13 protein-coding genes are annotated in these 13,236 nt (G+C 71.7%); 6 read left to right on the top strand and 7 right to left on the bottom strand.

The window, feature by feature from the left end; genetic code table 11:
* Positions 1-56 precede the first annotated feature (56 nt).
* Both ACIHAD_RS22405 and ACIHAD_RS22400 read right to left on the bottom strand, forming a co-directional pair.
* A complete protein-coding gene (locus ACIHAD_RS22405; RefSeq protein WP_397356496.1) occupies positions 57-944 on the bottom strand; it encodes an MBL fold metallo-hydrolase in 888 nt (295 codons plus the stop codon).
* Between the two features lie 195 nt (positions 945-1,139).
* Positions 1,140-3,488, bottom strand: a complete 2,349-nt coding sequence (locus tag ACIHAD_RS22400) for a GH1 family beta-glucosidase (RefSeq protein WP_397356495.1) — start codon at positions 3,486-3,488, stop codon at positions 1,140-1,142.
* A 91-nt stretch (positions 3,489-3,579) separates the two neighbouring features.
* On the opposite strand from ACIHAD_RS22400, the gene ACIHAD_RS22395 reads away from it, so the two are divergent.
* From ACIHAD_RS22395 to rocD, 3 genes are all read left to right on the top strand, one after another.
* A complete protein-coding gene (locus tag ACIHAD_RS22395; protein WP_397356494.1) occupies positions 3,580-4,068 on the top strand; it encodes an Lrp/AsnC family transcriptional regulator in 489 nt (162 codons plus the stop codon).
* 124 nt (positions 4,069-4,192) lie between these two features.
* A complete protein-coding gene (gene ddaH, locus ACIHAD_RS22390) occupies positions 4,193-4,990 on the top strand; it encodes a dimethylargininase (RefSeq protein ID WP_397356493.1) in 798 nt (265 codons plus the stop codon).
* A gap of 1 nt (position 4,991) precedes the next feature.
* Positions 4,992-6,197, top strand: a complete 1,206-nt coding sequence (gene rocD, locus ACIHAD_RS22385; protein WP_397356491.1) for an ornithine--oxo-acid transaminase — start codon at positions 4,992-4,994, stop codon at positions 6,195-6,197.
* A gap of 134 nt (positions 6,198-6,331) precedes the next feature.
* Here the strand turns inward: rocD and ACIHAD_RS22380 are convergent, their stop codons facing one another.
* The 4 genes from ACIHAD_RS22380 to ACIHAD_RS22365 all read right to left on the bottom strand — a co-directional run bounded on the left by ACIHAD_RS22380 (position 6,332) and on the right by ACIHAD_RS22365 (position 10,497).
* Positions 6,332-7,561 (bottom strand): CU044_5270 family protein, encoded by a 1,230-nt coding sequence (locus ACIHAD_RS22380; protein ID WP_397356490.1) that lies wholly within the window; start codon positions 7,559-7,561, stop codon positions 6,332-6,334.
* A complete protein-coding gene (locus ACIHAD_RS22375; RefSeq protein WP_397356489.1) occupies positions 7,554-8,144 on the bottom strand; it encodes an RNA polymerase sigma factor in 591 nt (196 codons plus the stop codon). The genes ACIHAD_RS22380 and ACIHAD_RS22375 overlap by 8 nt, the downstream gene beginning before the upstream one ends.
* Before the next feature lie 73 nt (positions 8,145-8,217).
* Positions 8,218-8,934 carry a class I SAM-dependent methyltransferase gene (locus ACIHAD_RS22370; RefSeq protein WP_397356488.1) on the bottom strand — a complete coding sequence of 239 codons (717 nt, stop codon included), beginning with the start codon at positions 8,932-8,934 and terminating at the stop codon, positions 8,218-8,220.
* 9 nt (positions 8,935-8,943) lie between these two features.
* Positions 8,944-10,497 (bottom strand): alkaline phosphatase D family protein, encoded by a 1,554-nt coding sequence (locus tag ACIHAD_RS22365; protein ID WP_397356487.1) that lies wholly within the window; start codon positions 10,495-10,497, stop codon positions 8,944-8,946.
* Positions 10,498-10,713: 216 nt separating this feature from the next.
* Here ACIHAD_RS22365 and ACIHAD_RS22360 point away from each other — a divergent pair, with 216 nt between their 5' ends.
* The 3 genes from ACIHAD_RS22360 to ACIHAD_RS22350 all read left to right on the top strand — a co-directional run bounded on the left by ACIHAD_RS22360 (position 10,714) and on the right by ACIHAD_RS22350 (position 12,769).
* Positions 10,714-11,991, top strand: coding sequence for a Glu/Leu/Phe/Val dehydrogenase (locus ACIHAD_RS22360; protein WP_397356485.1), 1,278 nt, complete (start codon positions 10,714-10,716; stop codon positions 11,989-11,991).
* 72 nt (positions 11,992-12,063) lie between these two features.
* Complete coding sequence (locus ACIHAD_RS22355) at positions 12,064-12,258, top strand: hypothetical protein (RefSeq protein WP_397356484.1); 195 nt, start codon at positions 12,064-12,066, stop codon at positions 12,256-12,258.
* Between the two features lie 28 nt (positions 12,259-12,286).
* Positions 12,287-12,769, top strand: coding sequence for a cupin domain-containing protein (locus tag ACIHAD_RS22350; RefSeq protein WP_397356483.1), 483 nt, complete (start codon positions 12,287-12,289; stop codon positions 12,767-12,769).
* Here the strand turns inward: ACIHAD_RS22350 and ACIHAD_RS22345 are convergent.
* Positions 12,738-13,223, bottom strand: coding sequence for a MarR family winged helix-turn-helix transcriptional regulator (locus ACIHAD_RS22345; RefSeq protein ID WP_397356481.1), 486 nt, complete (start codon positions 13,221-13,223; stop codon positions 12,738-12,740). The genes ACIHAD_RS22350 and ACIHAD_RS22345 overlap by 32 nt on opposite strands.
* Between the last annotated feature and the right edge of the window lie 13 nt (positions 13,224-13,236).

Here is a 13,236-nt window from a genome sequence, read left to right as displayed (position 1 = left end):
ATGTGGCTCTTGCCGCCGATCCTCCCCCATCAAGCCGCACGCCGCCAGGATCCGGCTCACCAGCGCAGCGCGGAGAAGTCGATCGGCCGGGGCCCGAGTTCCGCGGTACGCCCGGCCAGGTCGCGCATCCTGCGGGCGAACTCCTCGGCGGGCAGCCGCCTGCGGTCGCCGTGGCCGGGCAGCAGCCATTCGAAGCGGATCCGCGCCGCCGTACGGGCCAGCGACGCGGCCAGCACGGTGATGGAGTACCAGGTGACCGACTCGGCAACGGCGAGGTCCCCGGCGGACCTGGACCAGTAGAAGCTGTCGCCGCTGAAGCAGTACCTCTCGTCGGCGACGTACAGCACGCTGCCCTCGGTGTGCCCGGGCAGCGGGTGGGCCGTCACGCCGTCGGCGATCTCGACCGGCTCTTCTCCCCGGAGAACGCGGTCGGCGTCCGGGACGGCGGTCAGGTCCCCCTCGTGGATCCACAGGCGGGCGCCGAACCGGTCGGCGTACTGGCGGCCGTGCGCGGCGTGGTCGCGGTGGGTGAGCAGCACGTCGGTGATCGGGCCGTCCGCGGCGTACCGCGCGGCCAGGGAGTCGTTCCAGCGCGGCGTGTCGATCATCATAAGGTTTCCGGCGGGCCGGCGCAGCAGATAGGCGTTTGCGCCGGCGGTGTGCGGCGAATTGTGGCCGCACAGGTACACGTGCTCCGTGAGCGGCAGCGGAAAGGGATCGAGCGCGGGGTCCGGTCCGCGCGTGCCGCGCCGGATCGATCGGGTGTGGCAGGCGAACGCCGCGGCGTGCATCGCCCGCTCCTCCGTCTCGGTGCGCGGCTGGCGGACGACCGTGGAGCGGCCGGCGACCTCGGCGATGAGCTCCGGGGCCAGTTGCCGGGCGGTGTCGCAGTTGGTGCAGCGACGGTCGACGCTCCAGACGACGTCGGCCGATGGCTCGTTCATGGCGTGGTCCTTCCCGGAATGGCGAGGATTGACGCCCGATTTACTATCACGCCCGCCGGAGACGGGACAAACGAAAAGCGCCGTTGACTTTTCCAGAATTTCCCGATCTCAAAATACGCCGATGAGGGGACAACCATTTTGGAAATTGTCAAGCGAATCCGAGAAAGCGACCGTTTCGCGAAGCGCGGTTTCCGTCTAGGCCGACTCCCGCACCACCAGCCGGGTGGGCAGGACGACCGGCGTGGTGCTCCTGCCCTCCAGCCGCGACAGCAGCAGCCGGGCGAGCGCCAGCGCCTGCTCGGTGACCGGCACCCGGACGGTGGTGAGGGCGGGGGTGGTGGCCGAGGCGGCGTCGATGTCGTCGAAGCCCACGATCGCCAGGTCGTCGGGCACCCGCCGGCCCGCGGCGCGGGCGGCCAGCAGGGCGCCGATCGCCATCCGGTCGTCGGCCGCGAAGATCGCGTCCAGGTCGGGGGCGTCGCCGAGGAGCTGCCCGGCCGCCGCCGTGCCGGAGGCGCGGGTCAGGTCGCCGATGGCGAGCCTGGGCCGCAGTCCGGCGCGTTCGAGGACCGCGCGGTGGCCGGCGAGCCGGTCCTGGGTGGCGACCAGGTCCATCGGGCCGCAGATCATGCCGATGCGGCGGCGGCCGGTGGCCAGCAGGTGCTCGGTGGCCGCCGCCGCGCCCGCGGCGTTGTCGGCGTCCACGTACGGCACCAGCGAGCTGACCGGCGGCCGGCCCAGCAGCACGAGGGGCACGCCGGTGCGCGAGAGGCGTTCGGCCAGGGTGTCGCCCCGCTCGGGCGGCAGCAGGACGACGCCGTCCACCAGCCGCGCCTCGGCGTGCCGGACGATGCGGCGGTGGCTCTCGGCGGTGTCGGCGAGCATGAGGGTGATCTGCTTGCCCGCGCCCTCCAGCAGGCTCGTCACGTACTGGACGACGGCCGGGACCATCGGGTCGGCGGCGTGCCTGGGGACCGAGAGCACGAGCGCGACGGAGTCGGTGCGCCGGGTCACCAGGCTGCGGGCGGCGGCGTTGGGCACGTAGCCGAGCTCCTTGACGGCCTGGAGGACCGTGGAGCGCACCTCAGGGCTGACCGACGCCTCGCCGTTGACGACGCGGGAGACCGTCGCCCGGGAGACGCGGGCGCGGGCGGCCACGGTCTCCAGCGTGGGCCGTCTGGGCGGGGCCTCGGTCAGGCCGTTGCGCCTGATCACGTCGCGGTACCACAGCGCGCTGTCCTTGGGCCGCCTGTTCTGGGTGTCGAAGTCGACGTGCACGAGGCCGAACTTGCGCCGGTAGCCGTCGGCCCATTCGAGATTGTCGAGCAGCGTCCAGACGAGATATCCGCGGACGTTCGCGCCCTCCTCGACCGAGCCGCGCAGAGCCCTCAGGTGTTCCTCGACGAAATGCACGCGGTCCACGTCGTGAATGCCTTCGGGGGTGACCGTGTCGACGAAGTCGGCGCCGTTCTCGGTGACCATGAGTTCGAGGCCGGGATATTCCCGGGTGAGCCGTCGCAGTAACAGGGAGAGGGCGTTCGGGACGATCGGCCAGCCCATCGCGGTGACCGCCGTGGGAATGGTGCTGAACAGCACGCCCGCGCTTCCCGGATAGGCCGGGTCGGCCGGTTCGCCGGGCTGCGCCTGGACGACGGCGGGCGCGTAGTAGTTGACGCCGAGCAGGTCGAGCGGCTGGGCGATGTCGGCCAGGTCGCCGTCGTGGACGTGCCCGAGCCCGGCGTGCTCCTCGATGACCGGCAGCAGGTCGGCGGGGTAGGCGCCGCGCAGCATCGGGTCGAGGAACTGCCGGTGGACGAGGGCGTCGATCCTGGCCACGGCCTCGGCGTCCTCCTCCGACAGCGGCCGGTCGAAGTCGCCGACCTGGGCGGGCGTCAGGACGGGCGAGAAGTTGAGCACGGCCCCCACCTCGGCGGCCCCGGCGGCGCGCAGGGCCTGGGCGCCCAGGCCGTGGGCCAGCAGCAGGTGGTGGGCGGCCCGGAACGCGTCGGCGGCCGACCGGCGGCCCGGCGCGTGCACCCCCGAGCCGTGGCCGACGAAGGCCGCCACCCACGGCTCGTTCACGGTGAACCAGGTGCCGACCCGGTCGCCGAGCCGCTCGGCGACGATCGCCGCGTAGTCCGCGAAGCAGCGGGCGGTGTCGCGGGACGGCCATCCGCCGCGCTCCTCCAACGCCTGCGGCAGATCCCAGTGATAAAGGGTGGCGTACGGCGTTATGCCCGCCTCCAGCAGCGCGTCGACCAGCCGCTGGTAAAAGTCGAGACCGGCCGCGTTCACCTTTCCGGTGCCCTCGGGGAGAATGCGCGGCCAGCTCACCGAGAAACGGTAGGCGGCCATTCCCAGGTCTTTCATGAGCCGTACGTCGTCGCGATATCGGTGGTAATGGTCGCAGGCGTCGGCCGGGCCGCCGGCGAAGGCGTCCCAAATGGACGGCCCGCGGCCGTCGGCGGCCGTGCCGCCCTCTATCTGGAAGGCCGACGTCGAGACCCCCCAGACGAAACCCTCGGGAAAACGTGCGACAGTCATGTGGCGTCAATCCTCCGGCAGTGGACCGAGCGCCCAGTCTCCCGCGCGGCGCTCGTCGCGCGCCAGCCTGGCCAGGCGGTATACAGAGCGCGTGGAACTGGACCGGCTCGATCGTGACATCATCGCGGCACTCGTCGACGACGCCCGCGCGACCTACGCGGACATCGGCCACCATGTGGGGCTGAGCGCGTCGGCCGTCAAGCGGCGGGTCGACCGGCTGCAGAAGAGCGGGGCGATCACCGGCTTCAGCGCGCGGGTGGCGCCGCAGGCGCTCGGCTGGACCACCGAGGCGTACGTCGAGCTGTTCTGCCAGGGCAAGACCAAGCCGTCGGACATCGCGCTGGCGGTGGCCAAGTTCCCCGAGGTGGTGGCGGCGGCCACGATCACCGGCGAGGCCGACGCGCTGCTGCACATCAGGGCCACGGACGTGCGGCACGTCGAGCGGGTCATCGAGCGCATCGCGGCCGAGGCTTTCGTGGTGCGGACGAAGAGCTCGATCGTGCTGTCGCGGCTGGTCGACACGCCTCCGGGAGCCGCCCTGACGGACGCGCGCAACGGATCGCACGTCGTCGGCCGATAGACGCAACGGACCGGCGGCAACACGCAATGCGCACCGCTTGGCCTGCGTAAACGTCCGTTCTTAGGCTGTCCCCGTCTCCCCCGACACGGGAACTTCCCCTGAACAGACGACGACGGAGCCCTGCATGCCCAAACACTTCCTCATGTGCCGCCCGGACTACTTCGCGGTCGAGTACGCGATCAACCCGTGGATGGACCCCGAGGCCGGCGCCGACCGTGAGGTGGCGATCCGGCAGTGGGAAGGGCTGAAGTCGGCGTACGAGGAGCTCGGGCACAAGGTCAGCCTGATCGACCCGATCGAGGGCCTGCCCGACATGGTGTTCGCCGCCAACGGCGCGCTGGTCGTCGGCGGCCGGGTCTACGGCGCCCGCTTCACCTTCCCCGAGCGCGGCCCCGAGGGCCCCGCCTACCTGCGCTGGTTCGTCGAGCGCGGCTACCCGACGCTGGAGCCCGCGCACGTCAACGAGGGCGAGGGCGACTTCCTCACCCTCGACGAGGTCATCCTCGCCGGCACCGGCTTCCGCACCGACGTGGTCGCCCACCAGGAGGCGCAGGAGTACCTGGGCCGCCCGGTCGTCTCGCTCAAGCTGGTGGACCCGCGCTTCTACCACCTGGACACCGCGCTGTTCCCGCTCGACGGCCGCAACGTCGCCTACTACCCGGGCGCCTTCTCCCAGGGCAGCCAGGAGGTGCTGCGCGCGATGTTCCCCGACGCGGTGATCGCGACCGCCGAGGACGCCGAGGTGCTCGGACTCAACGCGGTCAGCGACGGCGGGAACGTGGTGATCAACTCCGAGGCGTCCGGGCTCCAGCTGGAGCTCAAGCGGCACGGCTACGAGGTCATCCCGGTCGAGCTGTCGGAGCTGCGCAAGGCGGGCGGCGGTCCCAAGTGCTGCACACTGGAGATCAGGGGGGAGAAGTAACATGAGCACCAGCGCAGAGCTGATCGAAGTAAGCGAGCGCCGCAGCGCGCACAACTACCATCCGCTGCCCGTGGTCATCCACGAGGCGCACGGCGCGTGGGTCACCGACGTCGAGGGCAAGCGTTATCTCGACTGCCTGTCGGGCTACTCGTCACTGAACTTCGGCCACGGCAACCCGAAGATCATCGAGGCCGCCCAGGAGCAGCTGAAGAACCTCACGCTGACCAGCCGGGCCTTCTACCACGACCAGTTCGCCCAGTTCTGCGCCGGGCTCGGCGACCTCACCGGCAAGGACATGATCCTGCCGATGAACACCGGCGCCGAGGCCGTCGAGACCGCGATCAAGGTGGCCCGCAAGTGGGGCTACGAGGTCAAGGGCGTCGCGCCGGAGCAGGCCAACATCATCGTGATGGAGGACAACTTCCACGGCCGCACCACCACGATCATCAGCTTCTCGACCGACCCCGACGCGCACGACGGGTTCGGACCGTACACGCCCGGGTTCAGGATCGTCCGCTACGGGTCCGCCGAGGCGATCAGGGAGGCGATCGACGACAACACCGTGGCCGTCCTCGTCGAGCCGATCCAGGGCGAGGCGGGCGTGCTGGTGCCGCCGGACGGCTACCTGACCGAGGTCAGGCGCATCTGCACCGAGAACAACGTGCTGATGATCGCCGACGAGATCCAGTCGGGGCTCGGCCGCACCGGCCGCACGTTCGCCTGCGACCACGAGGACGTCGTCCCCGACGTCTACATCCTGGGCAAGGCGCTCGGCGGCGGCGTGGTGCCGGTGTCGGCCATCGCCGCGGACGAGGACGTCCTCGGGGTGATCAAGCCCGGCCAGCACGGGTCCACCTTCGGCGGCAACCCGCTGGCCTGCGCGGTCGGCATCGCCGTCATCGACATCCTGAACACCGGCGAGTTCCAGGCCAGGGCCGCCAGGCTCGGCGAGGTGCTGCACGCGCGGCTGCGCGAGCTGGCCGGCAAGGGCGTGGTCGCGGTGCGCGGGCGCGGGTTGTGGGCGGGCGTGGACATCGACCCGGCCCTCGGCACCGGGCGCGAGGTGTCCAAGGCGCTGATGGCGCGCGGCGTGCTGGCCAAGGACACCCACGGGTCCACGATCCGGCTCGCGCCGCCGATCGTGATCTCCGAGGAGGACCTGGTCTGGGCGGTCGACCAGCTCGCCGCCGTCCTGGAAACCCTCTAGGCCGCGCGACCTCGCCGTCCTGGGGAGCCTCCAGGCCGGGACCTCGCCGTCCTGAAAGGCCTCCGGGTCGCGCGACCTCGCTCACCGCTCCCCGTCTCACGGGCGCGCCGGCACACCGGCGCGCCCGTCGGGCGTCAGGAGCGGGTAGGAGCGGGCTCGGCGGGCGTGGCCGTGACGGTGCCCTCCGGGACCGGCCCCTCGGTCGGGGGGACCTGGACGGTACGGGTGGGCTCCGGCCGCCCGGCCGGCTCCTCCGAGGGCGCGACGGCCGCCGGTTCCGGGGTGAACGTGATCCTCGCCTCGGCCGTCGGCAGCTCCGGCATCGTCGAGTCGGAGTCCGTGGGAATGGGCGTGGGGGTCTGGGTCTCCATCAGGCAGCTTGAGTCGGAGGCGGCGTCGGGGGCGTCCGGCAGGGCGTCCACCACGGAGACGTCGAGCTGGGCCGTCAGCGCCAGGACGCTGTCCTTGGGCGCCCCGGCCTTGGCGTCCACCGCGATCTGCCGCTCGCCCAGGAACGTGTGCCCGGCCGGATCGAAGATCAGCTCCTCGCGCACGCCCCAGTCGGCGACCCGGCCCAGCGCCACGCCCACGCGTCCCGAGGAGTCGGCCACGCCCTCGACCACCTCGACGCCGGGGATCGCCTTCACCGCCTCGAACAGGGCGTCCCGCTGCGCCTTGGGCAGGTAGTTCTCCCTGACGAGGTCGCCGGCGTGGGTGAAGGCGACGGCGTCGGGATCGACGTCCTTGTCGTCGGGGACCTGCCGGTAGAGGCGGTCGCGCATGACCGTGGCGTCGGCCTGGAGCGTGCTCAGGTAGGCGTAGTCGTCGCGGTCGGGGCCGCGCAGGCCGGGGCAGGAGGCGAGCCGGTTCCACTCGCTGCCGCGCGGGCTCTCGGCGTCCGCCGGCAGCGGCTCGCCCGGCCAGGGGCTCGGCTCGCGGCCTTCGATCTGCAGCAGGCCGTCCTTGCTGCCGTCCACGGACTTCCAGATCCTGCGGTGCTGGCGGTAGAGGTAGCGGCTCTGTCCTCCGGAGGCGTCGATCGAGTGCGAGCCGTACATGGTGTCGGACTCGATCAGGATGAACTGGTCCGGCCGGGGGTTCAGCTCTCCGGCCGAGAGCACCACGGAGGTGGCCGGGTGCACGTCCGTCCCGCCCTGGCCGGACAGCGCCACCGCCACGCCGCCGACCAGGACGACCGTGGCGCCGAAGGCGGCGGCCGTCTGCCAGCCGAGCCGCGGCAGCCGCAGGCGTCGCCCGCCGCGCGCCTCGGCCAGCAGCCGTTCGCGGGCCCGCGCGCGGGCCCGCGGCTCGTACGGCGGCACCGACGGCCTGCCGTCGGCGAACGTCCGGATCTCGTCATCCATGCTGGGGCTCCTCTGCGAAGGGGTCGATGCCGCCGAGCGCCCTGCGTACCTTGACGCGGAGCCGGTGCAGCCGGGACCGGACGGTGCCGACCGGCACCCCGAGGGCGCGCGCGGCGTCCTCGTAGGTCAGGTCGGCCCATGCCACGAGCAGCAGCAGGTCGCGCTCGCTCGCGCTGAGCCTGGTCAGCGCCCTGGCCAGGCGGGGCTGGAGCTGCTCTGCGGTGACCCGGTCGGCGCTGCGCTCGTCGAACGCGCCGGGACGCTCGGCGCCCACCCTGGCCATGGCCGCGGTGCGCCGCCGTTCGGCCCTGCGGTGCTGGGACACGACCTTGGTGGCGATGCCGTACAGCCAGGGCCGGGCGTCGGGCAGGGTGCGGTCGTAGCGTCCCCGTCCGCGGAAGGCGACGAGGAACACCTCCCCCGTCACGTCGTCGGCCAGCTCCGCGCCCAGGCGGCGGGCGGCGTACCGGTGGATCTCGTCGGCGTGCCGGTCGAACAGCGCGGCGAAACGCTCAGGGTCGTCCAGCGAATGCCCGATCAGGGTCGAGTCATCCAGCGTTTCGGTTGTGTCCTCGACACTCACCACATCCGGTCCTCTCTCATGCGGTCACCCTGTTGTTGGCCGCACCCGGAAGCCCGGTTCCACGTTTCTTCGGTTATGCCGCCTTTCGCCAGGCGGCCAGGCCGTCGGGGGCCTCGTCCCTGACGAACCCGGCCGCCGCCAGCTCCGCGGCCAGCCGCTCGCCGCCCGGCCGGTGGGCCTCGCTGGTCACCTCGTCCTCGCCGATCACCACGCCGCGCTGCCTGACCCGGTAGAGGAAGCGGGAGCGCACGGTCTCGCCGGAGACGTCGAGCACCTGGCCCCAGACCTCGTAGGCGTGCCGCCCGACCTGGTACGACCCCATGAGCTCCAGCTCACCCGGCGTGGGCGCGGGCCGCTCGCGCCAGTTGAACAGCAGCAGCCCGCCCGGTTCGAGCTGCCTGGCCAGCACCCGCCACAACTCCTCCCGCCGCCCGGCCGGGAACGCCTGGAGCACCGAGATCATCACGACGGCCCCGACCGGTTCGTCGACGTCGACGTCGAGCGCCCCGCACGCCAGCACGGTGACGCGGCGCCGCGCCTCCTCGTCACCGGCCAGCCGCGACAGCAGCACCGACCGCATGGCGAGCGCCGGCTCGACGGCGAACACCTCGCCCTCCGTCTCGCGCACGATCACCTCGGTGATCAGGCCGGTGCCCGCGCCGATCTCTATGACGCCGCGCCGCACCCCCTTCAGCAGGGGCGGCAGCAACTCGCGGATCTCGGGGACGTGCCCGTCCTCGTGCCACAGGTCGTAGAAGGGCACGGCCCTGGAGTACTGGTCGTCATTCATGGATCATTTCTACGCCAGCCGGGCCGAGTCGATGGGCCTGACGCCGTCGCCCGTCGACTCGTACCAGGTGATCGTGTCGGGGAAGGTCAGCGTGGCCAGCGCGTTCTGGAACAGCGGCCCCTTGGTCACCCGCCAGCGGAACGGCGGCCGCGGGATGCCGGCCAGCCGCGCCAGCAGGCTGCCCACCAGCGTCGCCAGCCCGAACTGGGTGAGCACGTTGGCCCAGCGCAGCAGCCGGCTGAGCGGGTTGCGGATCGGCGAGCAGACGACCTGGTAGATCTGCCCGGCCGACGCCTTGGCCAGGTAGGAGTAGTGCACGTCGCCGGACAGGATCACGGCCGGCTTGCCCAGCCGGACCAGCATCCTGCCCAGGTCCTCGAACGAGCGCCGGAAGGCCGCCCAGTGCTCCAGGTCGACGGCCTGGCGCAGCTGCTCCGACAACCGCTGCGCCGTACGGCCCCACTTGCCGTCGCACAGCGCCTCGTTCCAGTTCTGGACGCCATGGACGCCCTCGGGCAGCAGGAACGGGATGGAGGAGCCGATGACCAGCCGCTCGGCCGGCGCGGCGGCCTGTTCCTGGAGCCAGGCCCACTCGTCGGGGTCGAGCATGCGCCGGTCGCCGGGGGTGAGCTGCCTGGCGCACCTGGTGTCGATCATGATGAGCCGGGTGTGCCCGAGGTCGCGGGTGTAGCTCCAGCGGTTGCTGCTCGGCTCGGCGTCGGCCTTGGCGGCGAAGGCGTCGAGGACGGGGCCGCCGTCGCCGCCGTTCTCGGTTAGCTGGCGCACCAGCGGGTCGGCCGCGCGCTCGGCCGGCGTCAGGTTGCCGAGGTGCTGGTAGACGAAGTAGGCCCCCAGCCCCGCGACCACCCGCCGCGGCCACCAGCTCGTCAGGGCCATCTTCTCCCGCCAGGACTGCGAGGTGTTCCAGTCGTCGCGCAGGTCGTGGTCGTCGAAGATCATGGCGGTGGGCACGGTGGACAGCAGCCAGCGGATCTCCGGGTCGGTCCAGGCCTGGCGGTAGAGCTCGGCGTACTCCTCGAAGTCGGCGATCTCGCCCTGCGGCTCGGTGGTGCGGCGCGCGCGGATGTAGTCGAGCATCTGGGGCGAGGGGCTGTCGGCGTAGACCTGGTCGCCGAGGAGCAGCAGCAGGTCGGGCCACTCCTGCTCGTCGGCGCGCATGAGGCTCACGCCGTACGCGCGCAGCACGTCGTCGCCGTGGGTGCGCACGTGTGCGGAGTCGTGCGGCACGCTCGTGCGGCACGAGCCGAACGCCATCCTGCGCGGCCCCTCCGGGGGCAGCAGCCGGACCCGGCTGGCCGGGCGACCCGCCAGGGGCCAGACCTGGTCCCCGTCGAGGCTGACGGAATAGGAGGCGATATCCTGGGACAGGCCGACGAGATCCACGATCGCGTAGTGGTGACCGTGCACGGTGAAGGTGGGCGACCGATAAGCCCCGCCTGCCGCCTCGACGGTGACCGTACAGGGCTCGCTGGTCTCCACCCAGATCGAGGCGCTGACCGAGTCGACGTGACGCAACATCGGCCCAACCACGAGTGCGGGCATCCAACCCTCCGGTTTTCGACGATTCGGCAAACTCTCGCTCGACAGCCTGCCAGAGTGGCACGTTCCCAGCACGTTGATCAACGGCTTGGATATCCCTTCATAACCTAGGCAAGGTCAAACAGCCCGGCCTAGGATGATCGAGACAACACGCCCAAGAGGGAAGGCAATGGCGCCTTCTCCCGCAAAGTGGGCGCGCATACAGGAGGAAACTCGACCATGAGCATCATGGTGCCGTCAAAGACGCCGGCGCTGATCACACCTGGTCAACAGGCGCTCGACTCCGCTCTCCACCAACTCCATCAGGCCGCCGCCCACCTCGGGCTCGACGACGGCCTCCGCACGATGCTGGCCACGCCACGCCGCTCGCTGACCGTCTCGGTCCCGGTGCGCCGCGAGAACGGGCGCATGGACGTCGTCCAGGGCTTCCGCGTCCAGCACAACGTCTCGCGCGGCCCCGCCAAGGGCGGCATCCGCTTTCATCCCAGCACCGACATCCACGAGGTCACCGCCCTGGCGATGTGGATGACGTGGAAGTGCGCGCTGGTCGGCATCCCGTACGGCGGCGCCAAGGGCGGCGTGGCCGTGGACCCGGGCGCGCTGACCACGATCGAGCTCGAACGGCTCACCCGCCGCTACGTCAACGAGATCCTGCCGCTGATCGGCCCGGAGAAGGACATCCCGGCCCCCGACGTCGGCACCGACGAGCAGACCATGGCCTGGATCATGGACACCTACAGCGTCAACGCCGGCTACTCGGTGCCCGGCGTGGTCACCGGCAAGCCGATGACGCTCGGCGGCTCGCTCGGCCGCACCGGCTCGACCTCGCGCGGCGTGCAGATCACGGCGCTGGCCGCGCTCGGGCGCTCGCCCGAGGGTGTCACGGTGGCCGTCCAGGGCTTCGGCAAGGTGGGCGCGCTGGCCGCGCAGTACCTGTCCGACGAGGGCTGCAAGGTGGTCGCCGTCTCGGACGTGACCGGCGCGCTTTATGCGCCCGGCGGCCTCGACGTCGCCCGCGTCCGCGCCTGGGTGGCCGAGACCGGCGGCGTGGCCGGCTACCCGCACGCCGACGCGATGGCCCACGACGACCTGTTCGAGCTGGACGTGGACGTGCTCGTCCCGGCCGCGCTCGAAGGCGTGATCACCGAGGCGAACGCGCCCCGCGTGCGCGCCCGGCTGATCGTGGAGGGCGCCAACGGCCCCACCACGCCGGAGGCCGACGAGATCCTGGCCGCCAACGGCACCACCGTCGTGCCGGACATCCTGGCCAACGCGGGCGGGGTGATCGTGTCCTACCTGGAGTGGGTGCAGAACATGCAGGCCTTCTCCTGGAGCTCGCGCGAGGTCGAGGTGAAGCTGCGCGACCTGATGGAGAGCGCCTTCGCCGAGGTCAGGTCGATGTCCGCCGAACGCGGGCTGACGCTGCGGGAGGCGGCGCACGTGATCGGCGTGGGCCGGGTCGCCGAGGCGCACAGCATGCGCGGGCTCTACCCCTGACCGACTTTGGTCGCACGTGACCCGCCCAAGGTCGGACGCCGGGGCGGGTCCCGTTCTGCCACTGTCGTGGCCATGAGGGGTTTCTTCGGGATCATCGCCGTCATCCAGGGGCTCGGCGGGTTCGTCGGGCGCGTCTGGTTCGACACGGAATGGGGGTTCGTGGGGCGGCTCGTGGAGCTGCCCCTTGCGGCGTACCCGGGGCTCGCGGCCGCCGGCCTGGCGCTCCTGGTGTGGGCCGACCACGACAGGAAGAACCGCGAGAGCTGACCATCGGGAGTTCGGGCAGGATGGCCTCATGACCTACCCGGAACCGCGCTATTCGGGCGACACCGGCGAGCTGTCGGCCACGTACCGCCCCTACGCCCACTCCCCCGAGCTGACCTACAAGAACGGCAACACCGCCCACTACCTGGCCACCGGAGCCACCACCAACGGTCAGTTCGGGCTCTACCGCTGGGTGATGGGGCCCGAGCCGTCCGGCCCGAGCCCCCACTTCCACAAGTCGATCTCCGAGTCGTTCTACATCCTCGAAGGATCGGTGCGGATCTACGACGGCAGCCGCTGGATCGACACACGGCCCGGCGACTGGGTGCACGTGCCCGAGGGCGGCGTGCACGCCTTCCGCAACGAGTCGGGCGAGCCCGCGACCATGCTGCTGCACTTCGCCCCCGGCGCCCCTCGCGAGGGCTACTTCGAGGGGCTGCTCGACCTGGCGGGCAAGAGCGAGGAGGAGAAGGCCGAGTTCTTCATCCGCCACGACACGTACTGGCTGGACTAGCGGGGCTCACGGCTTCGGCCGCGGCTCGGTCGAGGGCCGTGACCAGGTCCTCCAGCTCGCGCATCAGCCGCTCGGTGCGCTCCTGGCCGAACGCGGCGGCGACGGCGCGGTGGTGTTCGGCCACCGCGCCGTCCACGCGCGCCAGCAGGTCGCGCCCCCGGTCGGCCAGGAACACCGCCACCCGCCGCCGGTCGCCCGCCGACGCGCCCCGGTGGACCAGCGCCCGGTCGATCAGCCGGTCGACCGCCTTGGTGAGCGTCGGGTGCGGCATGAGCACCGCCTCGGCCAGCTCCCCCATCGAGTGGCCGCGCCCGTCGGCCAGCGCGCGCAGGATGCGCCACTGCTCGACGGTGACGTCCTCGCCGGCCAGGGTCGCCGCCAGACCGTGCGTGACCTCGCGTTCGGCACGGCTGAGCACGTACGCGAGTGAGGACCCCAGCCCGGGTTTAGCCATGACAGATCAGGTC

The sequence above is a fragment of the Nonomuraea sp. NPDC052265 genome, assembly GCF_044547985.1.
GTDB lineage: Bacteria > Actinomycetota > Actinomycetes > Streptosporangiales > Streptosporangiaceae > Nonomuraea.
The sequence above is the reverse complement of the archived record's forward strand: the minus strand, read 5'-3'. Positions and strand labels throughout refer to the sequence as shown.